General features: G+C 43.9%; 21 protein-coding genes and 1 pseudogene. 14 read left to right on the top strand and 8 right to left on the bottom strand.

Going from position 1 to position 25,440, the window contains the following annotated elements:
* Nucleotides 1-93 precede the first annotated feature (93 nt).
* Complete coding sequence (gene pilG / locus IQ457_RS01355; protein ID WP_045453505.1) at nucleotides 94-471, bottom strand: twitching motility response regulator PilG; 378 nt, start codon at nucleotides 469-471, stop codon at nucleotides 94-96.
* An 855-nt stretch (nucleotides 472-1,326) separates the two neighbouring features.
* Here pilG and IQ457_RS01350 point away from each other — a divergent pair.
* The 7 genes from IQ457_RS01350 to IQ457_RS01320 all read left to right on the top strand — a co-directional run bounded on the left by IQ457_RS01350 (nucleotide 1,327) and on the right by IQ457_RS01320 (nucleotide 10,020).
* Complete coding sequence (locus tag IQ457_RS01350; protein ID WP_200661780.1) at nucleotides 1,327-2,631, top strand: efflux RND transporter periplasmic adaptor subunit; 1,305 nt, start codon at nucleotides 1,327-1,329, stop codon at nucleotides 2,629-2,631.
* Between the two features lie 264 nt (nucleotides 2,632-2,895).
* Entirely contained in the window at nucleotides 2,896-3,618 is a 723-nt protein-coding gene (locus tag IQ457_RS01345; protein ID WP_068403530.1) for a response regulator transcription factor, read from the top strand.
* Between the two features lie 106 nt (nucleotides 3,619-3,724).
* A complete protein-coding gene (locus IQ457_RS01340) occupies nucleotides 3,725-5,863 on the top strand; it encodes a sensor histidine kinase (RefSeq protein WP_200661779.1) in 2,139 nt (712 codons plus the stop codon).
* Nucleotides 5,864-6,062: 199 nt separating this feature from the next.
* Nucleotides 6,063-6,833, top strand: coding sequence for a methionine ABC transporter ATP-binding protein (locus IQ457_RS01335; RefSeq protein ID WP_200661778.1), 771 nt, complete (start codon nucleotides 6,063-6,065; stop codon nucleotides 6,831-6,833).
* A gap of 17 nt (nucleotides 6,834-6,850) precedes the next feature.
* Nucleotides 6,851-7,537, top strand: coding sequence for a methionine ABC transporter permease (locus IQ457_RS01330; RefSeq protein WP_068403538.1), 687 nt, complete (start codon nucleotides 6,851-6,853; stop codon nucleotides 7,535-7,537).
* Between the two features lie 269 nt (nucleotides 7,538-7,806).
* Nucleotides 7,807-8,793 (top strand): MetQ/NlpA family ABC transporter substrate-binding protein, encoded by a 987-nt coding sequence (locus IQ457_RS01325; protein ID WP_200661777.1) that lies wholly within the window; start codon nucleotides 7,807-7,809, stop codon nucleotides 8,791-8,793.
* A 378-nt stretch (nucleotides 8,794-9,171) separates the two neighbouring features.
* Nucleotides 9,172-10,020 (top strand): aldo/keto reductase, encoded by an 849-nt coding sequence (locus IQ457_RS01320; RefSeq protein WP_200661776.1) that lies wholly within the window; start codon nucleotides 9,172-9,174, stop codon nucleotides 10,018-10,020.
* 94 nt (nucleotides 10,021-10,114) lie between these two features.
* Here IQ457_RS01320 and ccmE read toward each other — a convergent pair whose 3' ends face one another.
* The 5 genes from ccmE to ccmA all read right to left on the bottom strand — a co-directional run bounded on the left by ccmE (nucleotide 10,115) and on the right by ccmA (nucleotide 13,731).
* Nucleotides 10,115-10,615, bottom strand: coding sequence for a cytochrome c maturation protein CcmE (gene ccmE / locus IQ457_RS01315; protein ID WP_144297831.1), 501 nt, complete (start codon nucleotides 10,613-10,615; stop codon nucleotides 10,115-10,117).
* Nucleotides 10,616-10,870: 255 nt separating this feature from the next.
* On the bottom strand, nucleotides 10,871-11,092 hold the full coding sequence (gene ccmD, locus IQ457_RS01310) for a heme exporter protein CcmD (RefSeq protein WP_200661775.1): 222 nt from the start codon (nucleotides 11,090-11,092) through the stop codon (nucleotides 10,871-10,873).
* Nucleotides 11,093-11,140: 48 nt separating this feature from the next.
* Nucleotides 11,141-11,929, bottom strand: a complete 789-nt coding sequence (gene ccmC, locus IQ457_RS01305; RefSeq protein WP_144297829.1) for a heme ABC transporter permease CcmC — start codon at nucleotides 11,927-11,929, stop codon at nucleotides 11,141-11,143.
* 352 nt (nucleotides 11,930-12,281) lie between these two features.
* Nucleotides 12,282-12,938 (bottom strand): heme exporter protein CcmB, encoded by a 657-nt coding sequence (locus tag IQ457_RS01300; protein WP_190295544.1) that lies wholly within the window; start codon nucleotides 12,936-12,938, stop codon nucleotides 12,282-12,284.
* A gap of 163 nt (nucleotides 12,939-13,101) precedes the next feature.
* A complete protein-coding gene (gene ccmA, locus IQ457_RS01295) occupies nucleotides 13,102-13,731 on the bottom strand; it encodes a heme ABC exporter ATP-binding protein CcmA (protein ID WP_200661774.1) in 630 nt (209 codons plus the stop codon).
* A 77-nt stretch (nucleotides 13,732-13,808) separates the two neighbouring features.
* Between ccmA and IQ457_RS01290 the strand changes: the two genes are divergently transcribed.
* The 4 genes from IQ457_RS01290 (at nucleotide 13,809) to IQ457_RS01275 (ending at nucleotide 17,325) form a co-directional block, all read left to right on the top strand.
* Nucleotides 13,809-14,918, top strand: coding sequence for a hypothetical protein (locus IQ457_RS01290; RefSeq protein ID WP_242465312.1), 1,110 nt, complete (start codon nucleotides 13,809-13,811; stop codon nucleotides 14,916-14,918).
* Nucleotides 14,919-14,986: 68 nt separating this feature from the next.
* Nucleotides 14,987-16,003: a YbjN domain-containing protein gene (locus IQ457_RS01285; protein ID WP_200661773.1), complete on the top strand. Its 1,017-nt coding sequence runs from the start codon at nucleotides 14,987-14,989 to the stop codon at nucleotides 16,001-16,003.
* Nucleotides 16,004-16,134: 131 nt separating this feature from the next.
* Nucleotides 16,135-17,052 carry a histone deacetylase family protein gene (locus IQ457_RS01280; protein WP_200661772.1) on the top strand — a complete coding sequence of 306 codons (918 nt, stop codon included), beginning with the start codon at nucleotides 16,135-16,137 and terminating at the stop codon, nucleotides 17,050-17,052.
* Nucleotides 17,053-17,118: 66 nt separating this feature from the next.
* Nucleotides 17,119-17,325, top strand: coding sequence for a DUF2905 domain-containing protein (locus tag IQ457_RS01275; protein ID WP_200661771.1), 207 nt, complete (start codon nucleotides 17,119-17,121; stop codon nucleotides 17,323-17,325).
* Between the two features lie 13 nt (nucleotides 17,326-17,338).
* Here the strand turns inward: IQ457_RS01275 and IQ457_RS01270 are convergent, their stop codons facing one another.
* Nucleotides 17,339-18,127: a sulfite exporter TauE/SafE family protein gene (locus IQ457_RS01270; RefSeq protein ID WP_200661886.1), complete on the bottom strand. Its 789-nt coding sequence runs from the start codon at nucleotides 18,125-18,127 to the stop codon at nucleotides 17,339-17,341.
* Between the two features lie 106 nt (nucleotides 18,128-18,233).
* Nucleotides 18,234-19,595 carry a bifunctional phosphopantothenoylcysteine decarboxylase/phosphopantothenate--cysteine ligase CoaBC gene (gene coaBC, locus IQ457_RS01265; RefSeq protein WP_200661770.1) on the bottom strand — a complete coding sequence of 454 codons (1,362 nt, stop codon included), beginning with the start codon at nucleotides 19,593-19,595 and terminating at the stop codon, nucleotides 18,234-18,236.
* 128 nt (nucleotides 19,596-19,723) lie between these two features.
* Here coaBC and radC point away from each other — a divergent pair, with 128 nt between their 5' ends.
* From radC to IQ457_RS01250, 3 genes and pseudogenes are all read left to right on the top strand, one after another.
* Nucleotides 19,724-20,407, top strand: a complete 684-nt coding sequence (gene radC, locus IQ457_RS01260; protein ID WP_200661769.1) for a RadC family protein — start codon at nucleotides 19,724-19,726, stop codon at nucleotides 20,405-20,407.
* A 331-nt stretch (nucleotides 20,408-20,738) separates the two neighbouring features.
* Nucleotides 20,739-23,648, top strand: coding sequence for an acyl-CoA dehydrogenase (locus IQ457_RS01255; protein ID WP_200661768.1), 2,910 nt, complete (start codon nucleotides 20,739-20,741; stop codon nucleotides 23,646-23,648).
* Between the two features lie 416 nt (nucleotides 23,649-24,064).
* Nucleotides 24,065-25,438 (top strand): annotated as a pseudogene (locus tag IQ457_RS01250) (dicarboxylate/amino acid:cation symporter).
* The last annotated feature ends 2 nt before the right edge of the window (nucleotides 25,439-25,440 follow it).

Below are 25,440 nucleotides of genomic sequence, written 5' to 3'. Positions count from 1 at the left end.
CAGCAAGCACTCACTGTTAACCTAAATAACCGAGCTTATAATCTATTTTTTATAGCAGGTTTTTGACGCGCTACTATTCACGTTACTGATTATTTAACGATACTGGTTAATCGCCTCAAAAAGCTCATCTTTACTAAATGGTTTGGTCAGATACTCATCAGAACCAACAATGCGGCCGCGAGCTTTATCAAACAAACCATCTTTCGATGACAGCATAATCACCGGTTTGCTCGCATAATCTGGATTATTTTTTATCAAGGCACAAGTCTGATAACCATCTAAACGTGGCATCATGATATCTACAAAAATGATATCTGGATTATTATCAACAATCTTCGCTAAAGCATCAAAACCGTCAATGGCGGTGACGACTTCACAACCCGCTTTTTGCAATAAAGTTTCTGCGGTACGGCGAATGGTTTTTGAGTCATCGATTACCATTACTTTTAAACCATCAAAGTTATTTTCCATTATCTCTGTCCTATAAACGACTATTTATTCGGGGTACTATTTATCAATATGAACGATCACACTAAGATACTAAGTCAAGCTGGGTGACGAATACAAGGAAATAAGCCGTCATCTTAATTAGACCATTGGTATATTTCGTATAAAAATAAATAGCTAAGTTTTTACGCTAAGTATCTGCTTGTTCACTAAGCATGGTTAATAGCGCACTATCATCCGTCACTATACGCACTTTGCGGCGAATTATCTTAGCAATTTGCACGGCATTTTAAGTTTTTTGATACTTTATGATAGTAATACTAGCTTGCGCAAACGTACCATCCAGTCATAACTGCAAATGCTTATTTTCCAATTCTTCCGCTTCCCAATTGCCCTTATAATCGTTGTTAAAATGGCGTTAAAAGCAACGTAGAATAATTAAGCAGGAAATAATTCCTTTAAAACAGCACTTTCAATATAAACTCTTTTAAAATAAGCCCTTTTGAGTGGGAACCTGCACAATCGTTAATACGGTTATATTTTGGACATTATATAGAATTAGGGCACACCTTACCGAATAATTTTCTTTTGTCATAAAAATGTATCAATATATTTTATTATGTTCGTTTTAGCACAGTTATGAGCGCTTTTCCAGTCATTTAATAAATTTATGTTCAAATAAATAACTGTAAATTCATCACTCTAGCCAAATTCTCCTCATTAACCATGCTTATCATCAACTATTTATTTTTACGTGTAATCTATCGGGTGATACCTAGTACGCTGAAATTCGTCATTCAAAATCAGTAAATAAGAGTAATCATTTCACCGCCTCATAATTCCCTATATAATAAAAATTCGTTGACAAGGGTAATCGCTATGACAGGTTTTATAGATTTAAGGAGTTTGAAGGCTAAATTTTCAAGCACCATACTTTTAGCTTTTAGCCCATTAAAAAAGAGTGCGTATCTTTTGGGCGCGGCGCTGCTTATCGCCTGCCAGCCCTCCCCGCCTACGTCAGAACCTGTCACAGCTGAAAATAGCGAGGCCTTTGACACGCCCCTGCTCATACGTGCTGATAGCATTACGATGACCCCTGATCATATCCTAAGCGTCAAACCAACCCGTTATCAGCCGAGCCTTGGCTTAGAAGGTGAGATTGAGCCTATCAAACAGGTAAACCTAATTGCTGCCCAAGCACTGACGGTAGAGCAGGTGTTGGTGAAAAAAAATCAACGGGTCGAAAAAGGCGCACCATTATTCACCGTTCGACGGCAAGCAGCGCCTATTGAATCAACAGAGTCATCTGAACAAGCCGATGATGAAGTAGCAACTTCCTTAGAAGTAGAAGATGAAGTAGTAGATAATAAAGGTGCGGCCACTGAACCAAAACCGTCTGCCGTCAACAGTACTCAAGCGGCGCCAAAAGATTCCACTGCTAAGAATTCAGATAACATAAAACCCAGTACAGAAAAAAATGGTGAGGATGTTAAAGGAAATTCTGCTAGTGCTAGCAATAACGACTTAGACAATAACCAAGCTTCTAAGCATACAGAAACGGCGAATAATTTGATAACGGTACGGGCAAGCTTCGCAGGTCATATCGAAAAGCTATACGTCAAAAGCGGCCAACAAGTAGCACCGCGTCAACCTCTTTTAAAGCTTAGCGACGGGACGGAGCTGCATTTTAGCGCAAGCTTACCGATTGAAGCCAAATCACAAATCTCCGTTGGACAAACGGTTAACTTCACGGCGGAAGGCTTGATAGATAAATTTACCGGTCAGGTCAGTAAGCTGACAGTCACTGAGTTACCAAAGCAGCTATTGGTTTATGTCAATGTGGTTGATAATGAAGTCAGTCGCAACCAAATACGACCTGATATGCAGGTGACTGGGCGCGTTGACTACGGACAAATAGAAGTTGGAACCATTGTTCCTAAGCGCGCGCTGCACAATGTTGACCTAACCGTGCTGCACAAACCGCCTTATAAGCCGCTGCGTCCTTTGCATGCTAACGTTTGGATTATCAAACAAGACCAGCGTTTGACGCGCCAGCCCGTCGAAGTTATCGAGTATGACCCCTTGACTAAGCAGTATTTAATTGCCGGTATTACCAATGACAGTTTGATTTGCTTGGCAAACTTACCGGTGGAATCTGAAGGAAAAAAGGCGGTAGTTTCATAAGCGCCAAAGCTCGTAGTTACATTGTGTAGAAACATTAACAAAGCCTATCTTGTTTAATAACATCCTGTTTAGGCAATATAGCGTAAACTAATAGGGATTACGCTTTGAGTGAGAATGAACTAAGAGTTAAGGGCTTTGAAAATTTAGGGCGTGCTTATTTACAAAAACAGTTTTATAAAGACAGCATTTGTAGATAGGCACTTTTAAAGCAGTATTTTTAAACAGCATTTTAAACAAACTATAACAACAACTAGAGGAAAAATTATGAGTAAGCAAATTTTATTAATTGAAGACGATCCAGATTTAGCCGAATTAATCAGCGATTATCTGACCATGAACTATTATGATGTACATCATGCAGGACTAGGTCAAGAAGGTTTGGACTTGTTAGACGCTAAAGAGCGTGACATCGATTTGGTGGTGCTAGATTTGATGCTGCCTGATATGGATGGCATGCAAGTTTGCCAAAAGATACGTGGCAACAAAAACAACATGACCAATAAAGTGCCGATTATTATGCTAACGGCGAAAGGCGATACCACAGACCGTGTATTAGGTTTAGAGATGGGCGCCGATGATTATATTGCCAAACCCTTTGAGCCGCGCGAACTACTCGCGCGTATTCGTGCCGTCATTCGTCGTCATGAGCAGCCAAATCAAGCTGACAGCCAGTCAGATAGTTTAACGTTTGGGCGCCTAAGCGTTTTTCCTGACAGTCATGAAGTCACTATCGATGATCAACCAGTCCGTTTGACGACGCATCAATTTCAGCTGCTGCATTACTTTGCTACCCACTCGGGCAAAGTGTTAAACCGTGAGCAATTATGGCAAGCGATGCCAAACGATGATAGCTCGGATAATATTGATCGCGCCATTGACGTGCATATTTCGCGCTTGCGTGCGTTAATCGAAGACAATCCGCGCCAGCCAAAACGTATCATTACCGTACGCGGTGTGGGTTATCAATTCGCTACCGATCAGGTATAGTTAGCACATGCAATCAAACGCTATTAAACTAAGCCCGTATTGCGATAAACTTATTAAAATAAAATAAATAAAATGGTTATAAGCGTTTGATAATAGAGATGATTTAATGCAACAACTGGGTTTTCGTTCCGTATTTGCCAAACTATTTGCCAGTGTCATGCTGGCACTTATTTTATTTGCGGTAGCGATGGTGTTATTGACCCAGTTGGTACATGACAAAGACGCTGGTATTCGTTCAGAAATCTTAGCCACGCAAATTTTGGGTCAAGTCGACCCATTTTTGCATGAGCTAAATATTGCTGTCAGTAAAGACAACCGTTTACAAGCGCGCTTTATGCTAGCGGTGGTCAAGAAAAGCTTTGATATTTTTGATGAATCACTGCAAGCAAAAATGGGCCTATATGACAATGAAGGTCATTTGCTCATGCAAAGCGACAACAGCGATTTGCCATTAGAATTGCCTGCGCCGCCCTCACTATTGGCGCGCGTCTTTCCCTCATTTGCCGAAACCTCCCCAACCAAGCAAGCCCAAGTTTATAGTAGCACCGGCTATACGCTATTATACGAATCACGCCTGCCGCCTAAAAAACCTGTCCTCTCTGCCGCCTTAAATTTATTTACTGGTACGCTATTGCTGCTGCTTATCATGGCAGGGGTGCTTTGGTGGATTGCGCGTACCATTACTTGGCGTATCAATCAGATGAGCCAACAAATGGCGCAATTGGGCGACGGCGACTTTACGGTGCGAGTCAATGCCCGCGGTAATGATGAGATTGCATCGCTTGCGCGCGGCTTTAACCAAGCAGCACAAAAAATTGAACACCTAATCAATGCCAATAACCTGCTATTGGCGCACGCCTCGCACGAGCTGCGTACGCCCATCACCCGTATTCGCTTACAGATTGAGATGATGGATATGCTGGCGGGTGCATTGCCGAGTGATACCAAAGAAAAATTTGATAAGCGTGCCCAAGCTATCAATCGCGATTTGTCTGGATTAAACGATTTGGTCGAGAGTATTTTGCTGGTCAGTCGTTTAGATGCTGGACACGCGCTACAACAAGTTGAGCATTTGGACTTATATGATTTAGTAAACCAAGAACGCCAGCATTATCCTCAAGCAACCTTGATTGGCGAGCATATCGTCATCGATGGTCAATCATCGATGCTGACCCACTTAATTCGTAACCTATTGACCAATGCTATGCTGCACGGCAAACCACCCGTTACGGTATTACTTTACGGCGTACAAACGCTAGATGAAGCCGACGCTATTCCAGATTATCTTTTGCAAACCATACTGTGTAGCAGCTTTGTCGATTATAACAGCCCAGACTTTGATTATGATGAAGAAGCGCCTGATAGCGACCATGCGCTTGAAACTGATCAAAACGCCCAGCAAAATGCTGATGCCACAATTACTAACGATAATATTGTTCCTAGCGACAATAAAGCCACCTCAACGTCGACAGAAGAGGCATCGACCGCAGCGTTATTACCGGCGCCAGTGATTTATAAAAATGGTGAAAGCATCACGGCCGATACTGAGATTGATGGCAATACGAATAGTGATAACAGCACAGATACTGATAAATCATTGACGGCAAAAACTATTGACTCATCTAATGAGCGAAACAATGACCTAAGTAGCACCACTGAGACCGAAGCCGTTGTTGAACCGTCGTTATTACTTACCTATCAGCGCTTTACCACTGATCTGACAGAAAAAATTAAAAAAGTTATTTGGCGCGCGGTTCCTGCACAACAAGAAACATCCATCGACGACATCGATGACAAGGCTATTAATAAAAATATAGAAGGGGCTGATAAAAGCGTTAGTACTGAGAAGGATGACGCCAAAAGCGCCTCTAAAGACAATAATAAAGAAAACGGTAATAAAGAAAACGGCGACACGGCAAACGCTACCCGCAAAGAAGGCATATTTAGTAAGCATCTCAAAAAACCGAAAGCCGAGCCAACACGCCCGCTACCGAAATTTGCGGTGCTGGCGGTGATTGATGAAGGCGAAGGTATCCCTGAAAATAAACGCGAAGAAGTCTTTAGCCCCTTTGTACGCTTACAGCAAAAAAACAAAGGCTCAGGGCTTGGTTTATCGTTGGTTGCTCAAATAGTAACGGCGCACCAAGGCCGTATCATTACAGATACCATCAATGGTCATACGCGATTTTTAGTGGTATTACCCGTCAAACACGACCCTCATTATCAACATGACAGCCGTCATTAATCTCATCAGCTAACCTCGCTACCGCCAAGATTATCCGTTAATCATGGATGTCCATATCCAAAACGCTGCATAATATGCTATATTAGCGCCCCTTATTATAGGGTTATTGAAGGTTGATTTTAATTTGCGCACAAATACGCAAAAGAGCCTGCAACCGCTTCATAGCCATTAAAAATATTTATTAAATTTTGAGCATTCCATGAGTGACATGATTGTCTTAAACGATGTGACCAAAAGCTTTTTAAGCGACCGGTCTATAAAAGATAAAGACGGCAAGCCACATTGGTTTACTGCGGTTGAGCCGACGTCTTTAACGGTAAAGCAAGGCGAAATCTTTGGTTTAATGGGTTATTCGGGCGCGGGTAAGTCTACTTTATTGCGCCTGATTAATTTACTTGAGCGCCCAGATTCCGGTCAAGTCATCATAGATGGTACCGATTTGACCACCTTATCGGCCAGTGATTTACGTATCGCTCGCCACAATATCGGTATGATTTTTCAGCAGTTTAACCTGATGTCCAACCGTACTGTCTATGATAATGTCGCCTTTAACTTAACGGTGGCAGGTTATCCGCGCGCCGATATTTATAAGCGGGTGATGGACTGCTTAGAAATCGTCGATTTGACCGACCGTGCCGGACACTATCCTGCGCAGCTATCAGGCGGACAAAAACAGCGGGTCGGTATCGCCCGTGCGATCGCGCCTAGCCCAAAAGTATTATTGGCTGATGAGCCGACCAGTGCGCTTGATCCTTCAACCACGCGCAGCTTATTGACTTGTCTGCGTGATATTAATGAGCAGCTTGGCGTCACCATTGTCATCGTCACCCATGAGATGAGTGTCATTCGTAGGCTATGCGACCGCGCCGCATTGTTACATCAAGGGCAGTTGCTCGAGGTTGCCGATATCCGCGACGGTCTGATTCAGGCCACGACCCTGATTGGCAAAGGCTTGGTTCATGAAGATTAAGAGGCAGGAGAATAGACATGTTAACTGGTGCTGAATTATCCGCCTCATTGGACAAGCTGCTTGCGCTACGTAAAGAAATTTTGCAGGCGTTTGTAGATACCTTTATTATGCTAGGTATCTCAACGACGGTCGCCATCGTCATCGGCGGTCTGTTTGGGGTATTCTTGTTTTTATCCAGTGATCGGCAGTTTTTGCAAAATAAAACCTTGTATGGTGTCCTTGGTGCGATCACCAACTTTATGCGCGCCTTCCCGTTTGTGATTTTGATGATTGCCATGAGTCCTTTTACCAAAGCCATCGTTGGTACTGGTATTGGACCGATTGCTGCATCACTAGTACTGGCGATTGCCGGTTCCTTTTACTTTGCGCGTCTGGTCGAGCAAAATCTGCGCGAAGTACCACGCGGCATTATTGAAGCAACGGAATCGATGGGCGCCCGCCCCTTGACCATCATCAAAGTATTGCTCAATGAAGCACGCTCGGGTTTGGTGTTGTCTGTGACCATTTTATGTATCAGCTTACTGTCGTTTTCGGCGGCGGCAGGTATGATTGGTGGTGGGGGTTTGGGCGATTTGGCCATTCGTTATGGTTACTATCGTTATCAAACTGAGGTGATGGTCTTTATCGTCGTGATGCTATCGATTATGGTTATCGGTATTCAGGCGTCTGGTAATTGGATCGCCACCCGTTTGGATAAACGTTAAGACAAAAACTTAGACTTCACCCTCTCTATTATGGTGATTTCACCTTTTATTTTGAGAGGCAAAGACTGTTTAATATGAATAATACTCAAGGTTTAATGCTGATTCATCCTAAGCAAATGCTTGACTTTGTAACTGATTCCCTTTAATTTTGATACTATCTTAACAGCCTTTAACTTAGCAGCATTACTATTCATAATGTTGCTTTTTTAATGCGGATTTTTACTGTTGACATTTAATCCCTATTCCCTCCCCCTTATTAAGGAAGTTTCATGAAATTAACAGATATCAGCCGTCAACTCGCGACCGCATTGGCCACCGTTGGCGTATCAGGCCTTGTATTGGTCGGTTGTAATAACTCATCAGCGCCAGAAGCTAGCAAAGAGCCAGTCACTGAAGGTGCTACTGAATCAACGACGACAGAAACGGCAGCGGGCAACGATATCGATCCTGAACATAGCAAGATTGTGATCGGTACCACTGAAGGCGATTTTGCTGATATGGTTCGTAACCAAGTAAAGGGCTCATTGGAAGCGCAAGGCTATGAAGTCGAGCTGGTCACCTTTACTGATTATGTACGTCCAAACATTGCTTTGGCTGATGGCGATTTAGATATCAATATCTTCCAACATAAGCCTTATCTTGATACCTTTAAAAAAGAGAACAATCTTGATTTGGTGGAAGTCTTCCAAGTGCCAACTGCGCCACTTGGCATCTATACTGGTAAAAAGACCAAGCTTGACGAAGCCTACAAAGGCATGAGCGTTTCTGCGCCTAATGACCCAAGTAACTTCGCCCGCGCGTTGGTCATGATGGATGAGCTTGGCTGGATTACCCTAAAAGACAATATCGATCCTCTGACCGCATCAAAAGCCGATATCGCTGATAATAGCAAATACGACATCAAAATCGTTGAGCTAGAAGCAGCCCAGCTGCCACGTGCGCGTGATGAAGTAGACTTTGCTGTTATCAATGGCAACTACGCAACCGATGCTGGTATCAAGCTGACTGAAGCGCTATTCCAAGAGCCAAGCTTCGCTTATGTCAACTGGTCTGCCATCAAAACGGCAGATAAAGATAAGAAATGGGTTAAAGACGTGACCAACGCTTATAACTCAGACGCCTTTAAAAAGTATGCTCATGATAGCTTCCCAGGCTACAAATACCCGAAAATCTGGGGTGAGAACACTGCTACAGCCCCTGCAACCGCTGCTCCTACAACAGATACTGCACCAGTTACCGAAGCTGCTGCTCAATAGTTAATATTAACCATTGTAAAAACGATTAATTCGAATAAATAAAACGTTTTCACAGTTAAAATTGCCTTAATTTGAAAAAGCCCATTATTTTGAATAGTGGGCTTTTTTGCTCTTAAATTTTATTGAATGGGTACAATCAACGACTCGCAATGACGTTACAGCCTGTTTGTGGTTTGTAGGAAAGCGTCACTTACTCTTTCACTTAGCCTATTTTCTTTTTATAGTGGCTAAGCTTAATAGAGAATGTGCCTTAATATAAGCTTTGATTTAATAGAAATCGACGCTTAATAAAATCTAAGAAATTTATATGTCTGCTCAAATTCTCTATTAATAACGATAAGAACCATTAATAAATCACAAAAAAACAAGGATAATAATATGCGTGCTAAAACTTATAATATTCGCACCGCTGGACAAGCGAACATTCCGGTACTCGGACTGGGTACATGGCAATCAACGGGACAAGACTGTATCGATGTGGTCAGCCAAGGGCTACAAATGGGCTATGAGCATATTGATACTGCCCAAGCTTATGATAATGAAGTCGAGGTAGGAAAAGGCATTAAGCAATCAGGCGTCGCGCGTGATAAGTTCTTTTTAACGACGAAAATATTTCCTGATGACATGAAGTTTGAGCCAGAAAAACTTATCGCTGCAGCCAAGCGTTCGTTAGAAAACTTAGATACTGATTATGTTGATTTACTGCTGCTGCATTGGCCTGATGATCGCGTGCCTTTGTCTGAAACGATGCCAGCGCTTTGCGAGCTACAAAAACAAGGGCTGACTCGTAATATTGGGGTATCTAACTTTAATATCGCCAATATTATCGAGGCTAAAAAATATGCTGATGTGCCTATTTCCGTTAATCAGGTTGAGTTTCACCCCTTTATTAAGCAAAACACCCTGCAAACTTTTTTAAACAATCACCATATTTTATTAGAAGCTTACTCGCCGCTCGCGCGTGGTGATGTGTTTGATAATGAAGTGATTAAGGAAATTGCTGATAAGCACGGGATTACGCCAGCGCAAGTTTCACTAGCGTGGATTTTATCTGATAAGCAGCGTATTGCGATTCCAAAAACGTCCAATCCTGAACACTTACAAGGCAACTTGGATGCTGTCAAGGTGACGCTCAGTGCGGATGAACTCGAGAAAATTGGTAGCTTAGCGCGTAGCGATGGCCGTAAAATCAAGCATCCAGATTATTCACCAGAATGGGATGATTAGTAAGCCATAGTAAAGTAAAAATGAGAGTAAGCACAAAAAAGCCAGTGATAAAGGTCACTGGCTTTCTTATATTGAATACTTTTTATAATAACCATTACTGCTGCAAAGTATCGGTCTTATGGATTTTTTCTGCAGGATTATATTGCTCAGAAGAAGGCACTGCGCCATTGCGATTGTTTTCTTTCATCGATTTAGCAACTTCTGGCGGCATATAGTTTTCATCATGCTTAGCCAATACTTCGGCTGCAACAAAGGTGTCGCCTTGCATTTTACCCGTTGCTACCACGCCTGAGTTTTCAGCGAACAAATCTGGCAAAATACCTTGATAGGTCACGGGTACGGTTGATTCAAAGTCGGTGATCGCAAACTCCACGCTTAACGGGTCGTCTGGCGCACGTTGGACACTACCGGCAACGACCATGCCGCCAGCGCGGATTCGCTTGTCCTGCGGCGCTTCACCTTGCGCAATGGCGGTGGCGTCAAAGTAGTAATCGGTCTGTTGCCCAATGGCGTAAATCACCAATACCACGGCAATCGCCGCCCCTGCAAGCGTAAACATAACCCACATCAGTTTTTTGCGACGAACTGCGTTCATACCACTACCTCATTGATGAGTCGCTGTTTTACAAACTACGCATTTGCAAAACAAAAAATATTAAAGAAATGCTTATTGGACTGACTTAATAATACGCCCGTCCAACCGTACTTTTCTAATACCTATATGGTAGCATTTTTTGCCCAAATCAATAAGCCCCCTAGCAACCGATGCGGTCATATATTTACCAGTAAGGCATTATTATTTGATAGGCTAAAAATTTGATATTAAAAAGAATTTTTTAAGGAGAATTGTTTAGGATGGTTGTTTGGTTTTAGGATTAGGGGTCTTGGCAGCGCGCTGTGCTTGACGCGCTTGCTGAATGGATAGCTGCTTGATAAGCGCTTGGCGTTGACGGCGACTATAAATAATAAAAATCAGCATCACGCCGACCGTAATTGCCCAGCATGACCAGACAAACACACCATGCTCACCCATGGCAATAAACTCAGAGACGCTATAAAAGTAAGGCTGCATTTTATTTCCCTAGCCGTTATTTGCTTGGTTTATGGTTGTATTTTAGGATTATTTATTTTGGCTACGAACGTATTCTTTGACCCATGCTTTGCCTTGGTCGCGATATAAAATCAGGGTATTGGTCCGATAAATGGCCAATGAGGCGACCAGTAAATAACTACCAATAATCATCAGTAGTAAAGGCAGCCACATATCTGCCGACATTTTTGGTGCCGCCGTCAGGGTAAAGGTTGAACCTTGGTGCAAAGTATTCCACCACTGCACCGAGTACTTAATAATAGGCAAGTTTACCGCGCCAACGATAGACAAAATAGCGGCCGCTTTACCGCGATTGGCAGTATGTTCAAAGGCGGCAAACAACGCCATGACGCCAGCGTATAAAAATGCCAAAATGAGCATAGATGTCAAGCGTGCATCCCAAACCCAATACGTCCCCCACGTCGGTTTTGCCCAAATAGAACCGGTCAATAAACTAATCACACAAAGCAAAAACCCCATCGGAGCCAGTGCCTGAGCTACAAGGCTTGCGGTCTTAATTTTCCATACCAGATAAATAACACCCAGTACCGCTAAGGCAAAATAAATAGAGATAGCGAGACTAGCAGCGGGTACATGGATAAAAATAATGCGATAGCTATTACCTTGCAAATAATCCGGCGGCGCAAATGCCAAGCCCCAAACGCTACCGATGAGCAGACAGAGACCGGCTAATATCGCGAGCCACTTAACCCAAGGCGCAAAGATACGAAAAAACTGCTTGGTACCCACAGTGGTCAAAAAGACCTGCCAAATGCGTTGCCACAGGCTAGGAGATGAGACATTATTCAGGTTGGGCATGGGAATAAACCTATTGCGCAGCTGGTGATTATCGAGTAAAACGCATGATTCATACGCCTACCCGCTAACTTGCTGACGTTAAACGCTGGATAGAATCTACACGTGATTATTTGTTGAATAGCCTATTATAGCAAAGTTGCCAGTTTTCATCATGCTGTTAAGATAAAGGGCTTTCATCAGAAAAGGTATATAGTCGATACTAAATGAAATGGATAGGCAATACTATGCCGCGTGACTGGTGCAAATTTTTCTTGCTTGCTGTGCCTACGCCGACAGAGGCGACGAAAAATTTATCCCAGCCCCGCTGCCTCTTTTCAATATTGACCTGAATATAACATGCCAGCATTGATTGTTAATTTAACCATGCCATTTTTAAGGTCAGGGCAATCACCCATGGCATCACCAGTACCGAAATAATGCTACCTGCTAATAATAACGCTAAAATCGGCAAGCCGTTGAGACCTGTGGCAAATAAATCAACCGCACCCGTCGCAAAAATCAATACTGGTAACTGCATTGGTAAGGCAATCAAAGGCACCAGCACCGCGCCATTCTTCAATGATAGTGTCAGACTACTGGCGACCGCTGACAACATAAGCAGCATCGGACTGCCAGTAATAATGGACGCCATCAATATCCACGCCTCAAACCAGCTCAGCTGAAATAAAGGCACAGCAAGCAAACTTAATGCTGCCACAATACCACTACTAAAAATCCAATGGATAACCAAACGAATCAGCACCCATAACGGCAGCGACGCTTTGGCGACGACCAATTGTGCCAGCGTACCATTATCAAAGGCAGGCTTAAATAAACCATCGACACCCATTACCAATGACAATAGAGCGGCAATCCAAACTGCGGACACCCCAAGGCGCAGCAGTAAAGCAGGTTCGCTGCCAACCGCTAACGGAAACAAGGTGATAATCACTAAAAACAATACCAGAGGATATAACCACTGCACCGCGCCTTGCTGCTTCACCTGCCATTCGCGGCGCCAAAGCTGCATAAAACTGATACCGCGTGCAGCAGCTGTATTAGCATTTGAAGTGTTAGCATTCGAGCTTGTATTCACGGTTTTTACTGCACTGTCTGTGTCTATCATTTATTGGCTCTTCCACTCATGCTTGTCGCAGTTAGATTGATGTTTATGGCAGTTATATTGATAGCATTTACACCATATAATCGGACAAATCGAGCACTTGATTGGCAACGCCGACGGCTTGGTGACTAGTCATTAGTATCGCACCGCCAGCCGTAGCAAATTCGCACAACCTATCTTCCATGCGTGCTACCATATCGACGTCAAGCGCGGTAAATGGCTCATCGAGTAGCCATAAAGGCGTGACCTCAGGTGTTAATAAGTAAAGCCGTGCAAGGGTAATGCGCCGTGTTTGCCCCGCAGACAAATGGCTTGAGCTGATGGTCTCAAACCCTTGTAATCCTACCCACGTAAGGGCGTCATCGATATCAGCTGTACTTGGGCTAATGCCATATAAATTAAGCAAAAAAGTGAGGTTTTGGGCGACCGTCAAGTTTGGATGAATACCCAACTGGTGCGACACGTATAAAGGCTGCTCGGGCAAACTTATTGCTCCTTGATAAATAACTTCACCGCTCAGCACGGGCAATAATCCAGCCAATTGCATCAGTAGCGTCGTTTTGCCAGTACCATTAGCACCGACTAAATGACAAATGCTGCCCGTAGCAAGATTGAGCGTCACGCCTTCACATAAAGGGATCTCACCGCGCTGAACCGTTAGCTTATCAAGCGCAAGTAAAGCTGTATTCAGAGCCGTCATCCAAACCTCTCATTTATTTATTAAGCAGCAGGCAATATTCATCACAAACACCGCTGACGTTCGTGGCATAATACCTTATGCTTACTTTAACCCCACAGTATAACAAATTGTCGATTACTATGACCTCAAAACCTACGCAGACTTCAAAAGATAGCCAAAATTTAGACACTCAAAGTGCTACGAGCACCAACCTAACGCTCGACAGCTTAATCGAGGCGCAAGTTGCCTTTATGCAGCAATGGCTGCATGCGCAAGCCCAGCCGTTAACAACACAGGCTTGGCAGTGGTTTGGCGAGCAGCCATTAAGCAAATATATCAGCAGCGATGATTTACAACACCTTATTAATGGTTGGTTTCTTAAGCAGCCGCTAAGCGAGGTAGTACGACGCGATATTCGTGATATTTTGCATACTATTATTTATCATCCAGTTAATGATAATGTACCTTTATCAGAATTAGTCGATGACAGCCAAGTTGAGATTTTAGCCAGCTATGTCGGCAGTCATGAAGAGCAGCGTAATATCTTGGTACATACGTTGGTTGGCAATGAAACCTTTGCTGATTTATTGACGCAAACGCTGTATCACGCTATCAACGACTTTATGGAAACCACGCTAGATAAAGCGGGCCCTGCTGGTAAACTGATGAAACTTGGGCGCAGCTCGTTTGAAAAAGCCACCAATCGCAATCTTGATGAAAAATTGCAGTCCTACCTGCATCGCAATATTAAAGACTTAACACGCCGAGCAGAAGCCAACGCTCAAGCGCATTTATCCAACGAAGAGGTTGCGCGCTTATTGGTCACCGGTTGGGGGCGCATCAAAGAAAAACCAATCAGCGAAATCCAAACTTATCTACGCGATGAGCCTAACGATAGCAGTATCGCCCATATTGAAAACAGCATCCAACAAAGCTATAACCGGCTGCGCCTATCGCCTTACTTGCACAGCCTTGTGGCAGCAAGCGTCGATACTTGGTATACCAACCATCAGGATGATAGTATCGCCACTATTGCGGCAAGTTTACACGTCGATGAGCAGGCAATAACGCAATTGAGTACTGCCCTGCTCCCTGTCATCACGGACGCTCTTGAAAGCTTATGGTTTACGGCGCATATAACAGAGATGCTGCAAGCGTTTTACGCCCAGCCGAGTATCAAAGCAGGACTGGTATTTGGCAGCAATTAATCTGCTGTTTTAGCGTACGGTTTTCTCTAAAATTTTATTATTCACCCTTTATTAGTCAGCTATTATCTATGAGCCAATCTTCTAAACTCAGCTTATGGCAAAGAATTAAACAGCTGCTTAGTATGGCAGCTGAACAGGCTACTATTGACGACACGAAGATTGATAACGACTTGGACTTGGACTCGGACTTAAGTTCAGATTCAAGTCTGACAAAACAGGATAAAAACAACGCTTATCCTTTAGAAAATGAAGGTGATAGTAATAAAGATAATGGTATAGAAAGCTGTCTTAAAGACACTAAAGGTAATAAAAACGATGATACGGATATTAGCGGCTCTAGCACTGACTTAAACTATAATGTGAACCGTAGCGCAAACCACAGCGTTGATAACCACGTTGATAATCACTTCGATGAGGTTATTTATAGCAGCCTTAGTAGCAATCTTGATAGTCGCTTAGATAGCAGCACTGATACTGATACTGACGCTTATTTTGATTTTGATAATGGCATCGACAGCATGACACAGCAAAATGCGCTGAATGACACCCCTATTGTCAATTATCTTAAGCAGTATTTCGACGATCAACAATGGCATTATAACCATTACCGACCCAAAAGCAGTGGCAGCGACAATAACGACAGCCAGCAATCACACTATTTGTCTTTTAGAATGCGCAATAAAAATCTTGATTGCGGCTACCTGTTTCGCGTGCAAGAGCATAACAACCTATTGGCCGTCTATGGTATTTTGCCGTTTTTGATACCCGAAAGCCATCAAAGTGCTGCGATGTTACTGATCACCCAAATCAATTACGACATGCTGATTGGCAACCTCGAAATGGATATCAATGATGGCGAAATACGCTACAAAAACGCCATCGATGTCGAAGCGGTCGGTATGGATGAAAGTACCATTGATCACTTATTACAAAGCGTCATCGCGATGACCACGGTGACTTATGAGATATTTAGTGACTTGGTCAACAATCAAAATCCTGCTACAGAGTTGCAAGAGCTATTGATGGCGCTATATCGACAAGAGGATGCGCGCACCTTTTTCTTACCCACGCAATTTGTTCAGTAATCCACTGCGCAAGCTATATATTTGTCGCTCTTACAATTACTCACCAATCCCCTACTTTCAAAACGCTTAAACCTCTCTATCCTTTTACCTTCTATTCTTAAATTACTTTTTAAAAGACATACGTTAATACTATGCTAAAAATTGCTTACTCGGACATTTTTCGTTATTCCGTACCCGAAAAACACCGCTTCCCCATGCAAAAATATACCATGATTCCTGAGCGCTTACTGGCCGAAGGAACCATCACTAGCGATAATTTTTTTGCCCCAAAACGTCTGAGCGAAGAGGAGATTTTAACCACGCACACTGCGGATTATTGGCAGCAGCTTAAAACCCAAACCTTACCACGTAAAGAAGCGCGCGCCATTGGTTTTGAGATGACGCCAGAGTTGGTAGAGCGTGGTCGTTATATTGCCCATGCCACCTATGAATGTGCGTTATATGCGCAGCAATATGGCGTGGCAATGAATGTTGCGGGCGGCACCCATCATGCCTTTGCCGATCATGGCGAAGGATTTTGCGTTTTTAATGATGTTTGTATCGCCAGCAATTTATTATTAAATCGTGGACAGGCGCAACGAATTTTAATCGTGGATTTGGACGTGCATCAAGGTAATGGCAACGCCAGTATCATGGCGGATGAGCCGCGCGTTTTTGTTTTTAGCATGCATGGCGCAAAAAACTACCCTTTTCGCAAACAAGTATCAGACTTAGATATTGAGCTGGATAATGATACGGGTGATGTAGAATACTTACAGATATTAGAGGATACGCTGCCGCGCTTAATCAATGAATTTGCGCCGGATATGATCTTTTACCAATCTGCAGTCGATGTTTTAGCAACCGATAAATTGGGCAAACTTAGTCTGACGATAGAGGGTTGTAAAGCGCGTGATGAGTTTGTCCTACAACAAGCTAAAGCGGCCAATATTCCCGTGGCTATCGTCATGGGCGGCGGCTATTCAGAAGATATCGAAGATGTGGTCGAAGCGCACTGCAATACATTTCGTTTGGCACAACAGCTGTTTTTTGCAGAATTGATTGAGTAATGTGCAACTGAGAAACAGGCGCGACAAAATAACGTAAGAAAATTAGAGAGATTAGCGAGAGTTTAGATGGCAAAAATATTGATAGGTATAGGCATTTTGCTGGTTATTATCGGCGTTATTTGGCTGCTGTTTCCAAATGCGTTTTCATGGATAGGCAATATGCCAGGCGATATCAAACACACTTCAGGCAATACCAGAATATATTTTCCAGTCGTCACCATGATTATCATCAGTATCGTTGCCACCATACTGTTAAATTTGTTTAATCGCTAAACTTGTTCGATCGCTAGATTGATAGCAACGCCGTTATCCCCTGCCAACCCACGCGAATACCTAGCACGATGAGAATCAGTAAAATAAGCTGGCGAAAGCGTGCTTGTGGCAAGTAGCGGCGCAAGCGAATACCAACTAGCAGCGCGGCGATAGATAGAACACTAAGCAGAGTAATCAGCTGCCACTCACCGTGACTGAGCGCCATGATAGGCTCACGCAAGACAATAATCTGGGCCATTTTACCCAAGAAATAGCACATGTTGCCGACTTTAGCGATGGTATGCTTATCGTCACTTGCGGACAGTAAATACATCATTAATATGGTCGACATGGCATTGGTCGCACCGCCAATAATACCAGCGCTAAACCCGACGATAATCAACACAGGCTTGGTATTGGGCAGACAAATTTGCTTACCGAGCAAGCTACTGACGACATAAAAGCCAATAACCGCTGCCAATACCAATAAGATATAAGCGCTATCGACCCACAGCAACAATTTTGCACCAAGCATACTACCGAGCAGGCTGGTGAGTGCTAATAGCCAATAGCGCCTGCCGTAATAGATGAAATTTTGCCAAATAGTACGCCCGCCACCCGCTAGCCAAGTCATGGCATTAAGTAACAATGAGGGAAAAATCACTAGAACAATAGCATGGGGTAACGGATAGATACTGGCAAGCGCGGTGGTGGTTACTAACGTCACACCCAGTCCGCTAATACCGTGCAGCAATGACGCTAAGGCAAAAATTGCCAGTAGCAATAACGTCTGGGTACTATCGCTATCCATCATATTCGTCATATGAGTCATAGAAACTTATAACCTAATAACGATAGTGATGATAGATATCGGCGACTGACATTGACAACAACGCAATCAGCATAGCTAGACCGTTTCTTATGTTTAATTATGCTTGATGACGTTGCCAAATCGTCTCACCAATAATGGTCGCCAACTGCTCGGCAATCTCATCTTTGCTGGCTTTTTCAAGAATCACATTATCGTGTTCATAACGCTCGGAGAAAAACACTTGCATGGCATTATCGTCACTGGCAAAACCAATATCGGCGCGCGAAACGTCATTACAAGCGATCAAATCTAAGTCTTTAGATAGCAGCTTGCCACGCGCATAGCGCTCAACATCTTGCGTTTCTGCTGCAAAACCCACGACAAACAGCTCCGGATGGGCAAGAGAAATCGTCGCTAAAATATCAGGGTTTTTAACCAAGTTTAGCGTCATGGCATCTTGGGTTTTTTTGATTTTTTGCGGCGCGGCATCGAGGGTACGATAATCGGCGACGGCGGCAGTGGCGATAAAGATATCAGCAACCTTTATACCCGCACTCTCATTTTCAGCATGTTCATGTTGATGCTCTTCACCGCAACCACAGTCATGGCTATGTTCATGAGAATGATCGTGAGAATGGTCATGATATTCTTCAGGCAAATACTGCAGCGCACTATGCGTGCCATCAACACATTGCTGTGCGGCTATCAACATATCTTGCGCTGACAACACATCAATGCGCGTGACATTAAGCGGTGTTGGCAAGGCAACTTTGCCACCAGCAATCAAAATCACCTCTGCACCAGCGGCCACGCAAGCACGGGCTAAAGCAAAACCCATTTTGCCAGTGGAGTGATTGGATAAATAGCGCACCGGATCGATAGCTTCTACGGTCGGCCCTGCGGTAATTACCACGCGTTTACCGGCTAAAAGCTGCGGCGTGGTTTGCATGGCGGTAAATAATTGTACTTCCGCTAATAAATCTTCAGGCTCAGGCAAGCGCCCTGCTCCGACGTCACCGCATGCCTGCTCGCCGCTGGCAGGTGCAATAATTTGATAATTCATATCGCGCAGGGTTTGCACATTGAGATTCACCGCCGGATGCGCCCACATCTGCTGATTCATGGCTGGCGCAATGATAACCGGCGCAGTCGTTGCCAAGCAAACAGTGGTCAATAAATCATCTGCCATGCCCATCGCCAGCCGCGCTAAGGTATTGGCGGAAGCAGGCGCAATGACAATCAAGTCTGCCCATTTAGCAAGTTCAATATGACCCATCCCCGCTTCTGCTTGCTCATCAAGTAATGAGATATGTACCTCATTACCCGTCAAAGCCTGCAAGGTCAGCGGCGTGATAAAGGCTTGCGCGCCTGTGGTCATAATGACGCGCACATCAAAGCCCGCCTTGACTAAAAGACGGGCAAAAATAGCAGATTTATAAGCGGCGATACCGCCAGTGATAGCAAGCACAATATTTGACATAAGCATGGCATCAATAAAAAAATGAAAGATAAAAATTGCGCTTATAGTAACAATTATGCGATAAGTTAGGGGAAGTTTTGTAGATTTATCTCAGTTATCTGGCATCCATCCTTTGTTAAGGAGTAACAATGGCAATTAAAGACTGGCACGAAGATGACAGGCCACGTGAAAAGCTACTGAAATTTGGCGCCGCTCACTTATCTGATGCCGAGATATTAGCGATATTTTTGCGTACAGGTACCCCGTCGCAATCGGCCATTGAGCTTGCTCGGCATTTAATAGAGCAGTTTGGCAGCCTAGCTGAGCTGTTGGCCGCACCAAAAGAGACGGTACTTGCTTGTCACGGTATCGGTCCCGCTAAGTACGCGCAGATTCTAGCATCGCTTGAGATGGGTACGCGCTATTTGGACAGTCAGCTTAAAACTGGTCATGCGCTTGGACGCTCGCAAATGGTCAAAGACTATATCAGTACTCAGCTGCGCGGTGAATCTCGTGAAGTTTTTGCCGTGCTGTGTTTAGATAATGCGCTAAATTTAATCAATTTTGAGATACTATTTACTGGCGGTATCTCTTCTTGTTCGGTTTGCATCAAACATGTGTTACGCCATGCGTTGAGCCACGCTGCCAGTCAGCTTATCGTCGCTCATAATCATCCTCATACTGACGCTACCCCATCAACGGCCGATAATTTACTCACTTATGAGCTAAAAAAAGCCTGCGACTTAATAGATTTGTCTTTAATTGACCATATCATCGTCGGGCGCAATGAAACGCTCTCGTATGCTGAGAAAAGCCTAGCGCCTTTTGCCTGACACCTTTTTCCTGAGACCTTTTAGCTAGCACCTTTTAACTGTCGCCTGATACATATTATCGACATAGCGTAGCATTTTGGCTCTTGATAGTTATAAACAACTGTTTCATATTGGTAGCTTACTTTATTTTTGCTCCGTGAGCTTTTATATAGTAGATATCAACAAGCTTAAGTTTTAAATAAAGTCCAACACAGATATTCAATTTGTAGCATAAATGAGCTTGTTCTAAGCCCAGCTATAATGAAAAATTAAAATAATAATTCACATTATTGCATTTTTTTATTCACTTAAATTTTACGCTGGTGTATGCGGCGTTAGCAAGGAGACAGTCATGGCCATTGGCTTTTTTATTTTGGCAATCCTCATTCAGTTAGCCATGGTCTTGGCCATCTTTTTATTATCCTTATCGCGTGTCACCGGTAGTATCGTCGCCCTTGTTACCGTCCTCGTCACCGCCTTTATCAGTCCATGGTCGCTCATCTTAGGCATACCGATTGCATTACTGTGCTTGGTGCTGCTGCTCACTCCGCTGCGTCAATCATTGATTACCAAGCCCGTTTATAAAGCTTTGGGCGGCGCCATGCCAAGCATGAGTGATACCGAACGTGAAGCGCTCGATGCTGGTACCAGTTGGTGGGAAAAAGAGCTGTTTATGGGCGCGCCAAATTGGGATACCTTTGCTAAATACCCGTACCCTGAATTGTCAGAAGAAGAACAAAGCTTTATTGATAATGAAGTCGAAGTGCTGTGCGCGATGCTTGATGAGTGGAAAATTCACCATGAAGATAAAGAGTTGTCTCCAGAAGCGTGGCGCTTTATCAAAGACAATGGCTTTTTGGGCTTAATCATTCCAAAAGAATACGGCGGACTGGAATTTAGCTCGTATGCCCAAAGCCGCGTGATGAGTAAGATTGCCTCGCGCTCACCAACCGCTGCCGTTACTTGCATGGTGCCAAACTCACTTGGCCCTGGTGAGCTTTTGATGCATTATGGTACCGATGCGCAAAAGCAACGCTGGCTACCGGGCCTTGCCAAAGGCGATGAAATCCCCTGTTTTGGTTTGACCGGCCCTGAGGCGGGTTCTGACGCTGGCGCAATTCCTGATACGGGCGTGGTTTGCTATGGCATGCATGAAGGCGAGCAAGTACTCGGTCTGCGTATGAATTTTTCTAAGCGTTGGATTACCTTGGCGCCTATCGCTACCGTCGTTGGCTTAGCCTTTAAAATGTACGATCCAGAAGGTCTGCTTGGCGACCCTAAAAAGACCGATTACGGTATTACCTGCGCACTGGTGCCTGCCAGTCACGAAGGCGTCATTACAGGACCACGGCATAATCCAGTTGGCTCGCCATTTATGAATGGTACGGTCGATGGTACTGACGTCTTTATTCCGCTCGATTATATTATCGGTGGCGTCGAAAACGCTGGTCGCGGCTGGCGGATGCTAATGGAATGCTTAGGCGTAGGCCGCGGCATTTCCTTGCCAGCGCTATCAACGTCTGCCAGTGAAGTCAGCTATTTAACCGTTGGTGCCTTCGCAAAAGTACGGGAACAATTCAAAATTTCGGTCGGCAAGTTTGAAGGCATTCAAGACGTGACCAGCAGCATGGCAAGTAACACTTACATGCTTGAAGCGTTTCGTCATTTAGTCACCTGTGGTCTAAACCAAGGTGGCACGCCATCAGTCATGACGGCAATGGCAAAATACTACGCAACCGAAACCATGCGCGGTATTATCAACGACGGTATGGATGTTGTCGGTGGTCGCGCCGTCCAAATGGGTCCGCGTAACTTTTTAGCGATTCCTTATCAAGCCATCCCTGTTTCTATTACCGTTGAAGGGGCGAATATCTTGACGCGCTCGTTAATGATTTTTGGTCAAGGAGCCATGCGTTGTCACCCTTATCTGTTCGATGAGCTACAACTGCTACAAAGTGAAGATAAAGAAGGCGCGCTTAAAGAGTTCGATAATTTATTCTTTAAACATTTGGGCTATACCTTTAATCGCGGTGCCAAAGCCTTTGTCGCAGGTTATGTCGGTGGTAGCAGTCACGCGCCAAGTTTTGCCGATGGCTTTACCCGTCCCTATTATAAAGACATCAACCGTTTGAGCGCAGGATTTGCCCTGACCGCTGATATGGCGTTAGGCTTACTCGCTGGTGATTTAAAACGTAAAGAGATGCTCTCTGGACGTTTAGCAGATATTCACGCCCATCTATTTATCTGTACAGCAATTTTGCAATTTTATGAATACGGTTCTAAATCAGAAGCCGAGCGCTTACACGCAGAAGTGGCATTAAAAAATAGTCTTTATACCATTCAAGAAGCCTTTTTATCTTTGTTTGCCAACTTTCCCAATCGTATGGCGGCAGGTGTGGTTAGCTTTGTCACCTTCCCAAGTGGCCGTATCTTTGTGCCAGTGAGTGATGAGCTCAAACGTCAATTAGGCGATACCTTTATGGATGACTTTGAAGCCAATCCATTCCGTGACTACCTTAAAACTATGGTGTATTACAATACCGAACCTGATGATGTCATGGGGCGTATGGAAAACGCCTATCAAACCTTACTTGAAGTAGAACCTTTATGGCAGAAATTTAAAAAGGCGGAGCATAAAGACCATTTCGAAGGTCTGACCTTTGAGGATCATGTGGTTTATGCCAGCCAAAATGGCGATATTACCGAAGCAGAGGCGGAGCAGTTGATTCGCTATAATGCCATACGTTTTGATTCCTTATTAACCGATGTCTTTGATAAGCATTTAGCTAAAGCACAACCTCGCGATAATCCGCACAGTTTGGATAATGCCGTCAATAAACTGACCGATTATGCGCAGTTAAAAAACCAAGCGCAAGCAAGAAACGGTGTTGCTACCGACAATTCTGCGCAGACGGCTGATGCGGTCACTGCCGATAAGCAAGAATCAACGGGCGATGACAATCCTGATCACGGCTATGAAAGCGATGGCGATGTCAAAATGGTCAGCGAGCAAGACACGGTCGAAGAAGTGCGTGAACAAGCCGACTTTAAGGATGCAAATCCTGATGCAGAAGCGCTTGACCCGCGTCGCCGTGATGCAGAAACCCATCTAAGCGAGCGTATGGGCTATAATCATCGTCTGCATAAAACGGACTCGCATGCTGACACAACACAGAATCAGATAGAAAACGGCGTAGAAAAACCTGAAAATCATACTGAATGGCAAGATGGTCTACGTCGTGACGAAAATGACAAGATATAAAAAAGGTTTGAAGTTATTGCGGTTTTAAACAGTCACGGTATAAAACCGCCAAATCAGCCTTTACTCATACTTGGTTCGTTCTTAAGCGAGATTATTCAATCTGAATGGTCTCGCTTTTTGCTTAGACCCTAACTATTACCAGTAAATTTAATCAAAAATTGCTTATATTATTCAATTTAATCTAAAAATTTTTGCCGCCAAATAAACTTAAAATACCGTGCGTTTATTCTCTTGCATTTTTTTAGTCATAAATATTTCTTGCAGTCACCCCAACAATTCTTTTATATTGTCCCCAAAATCTGACTTCAAAGACAGATAACCAACTTTTAGACGTAACAACAGTAAGCATAAAAACGACACCCATACGGCAGTATCGTTTTTATGGCTGCGCGTTACGGCAATCAAGGACAGTAGTTATGTGGAAGAATATGGGATTAACGGGCAAGATTATTGTTGCCATGGTGCTGGGTATCATACTGGGTTTAATTATAAACTATTCAGGACTGAATACTGAAGGCAGCTTTGTTAGTGACTATGTGACCAATGGTTTATTTGCCATTATCGGTAAGCTGTTTGTTAACTCGCTAAAAATGCTGGTTGTACCCTTGGTACTGATTTCGCTTATTTGCGGAGTTTGCGGCATCGGTGATATACGCTTGCTGGGTCGTATCGGTACCAAAACCTTTTTTATCTATATGATGACAACGGCACTGGCCATTGCCACTGCGATTGGCCTTGGTGTGCTGTTTGGTATCGGTAAAGGTATGGATATCGAAACAGAAGCGGCATTTTAGGCGCAATCAGCACCGCCTCTGCTTGATGTATTTTCCAATATTATCCCATCTAACCCCATCAGCGCGATGGCGAATGGCGATATGTTATCGATTATTTTCTTTGCTATTTTAATCGGTATCAGTATCCTGATGGTTGGTAAACCTGCTAAAGGTTTGGTGCAAAGCTTGGAGCTTATTAACGAAGTCATCTTAAAGATGGTGACCATCATTATGAACCTCGCCCCTTATGGTGTGTTTGCGCTATTAGCAAAAGCCATGTCAGAGCTTGGCTTAGACCTTATCTGGTCGCTGCTTGGTTATGTCGCGGTATTAATTGGCTCGCTTGCCTTCCATTTCTTTGTGACCATGATGATTGTTCTGAAGCTGGCTTCAGGCCTATCGGTGCGAACCTTTTTAACAAAAATGCGTGAAGTACAGATTTTTGCGTTTAGCACCTCAAGCTCGAACGCGACGATTCCAATTACCTTACGTACTGTGACCAAACGTATGGGCGTCAACAACTCTGTCGCTTCGTTTACCGTGCCCTTTGGTGCGACCATCAATATGGATGGGACGGCTATCATGCAAGGAACGGCGACCATTTTTATTGCCAATATCTATGGTATTGATTTGGGTATCACCGAATATTTGACCGTTATTTTGATGTCGGTGCTTGCCTCTGTTGGTACAGCAGGTGTTCCTGGGGTTGGTTTAATTATGCTCTCGATGGTTTTTGCACAAGTAGGCTTACCAATCGAAGGTATTGGGCTTATCTTAGGGGTGGACCGTATCCTTGATATGTTGCGTACTGCCGTCAACGTCAGTGGTGATGCAGCGGTAACCGCTATCGTCGCGAAGTCAGAAGGCAAGATGGATTTGGCTATTTATAACGACCCTGATGCGGGTACAAAAGACGTCTTCGATGGCCATATCGATGAAAACAGCGAGCGCGAATTCTCTGAAGTCTTTAGCGATGGCATTATGGGCAGTGAATACGACGATATTAAACGTGGCTAGGT

The sequence above is a fragment of the Psychrobacter sp. M9-54-1 genome (assembly GCF_016613355.1).
In the GTDB taxonomy this organism is placed as follows: domain Bacteria; phylum Pseudomonadota; class Gammaproteobacteria; order Pseudomonadales; family Moraxellaceae; genus Psychrobacter; species Psychrobacter faecalis.
Note: the sequence above shows the minus strand (reverse complement) of the source record. Positions and strands in the feature narration are given on the sequence as shown.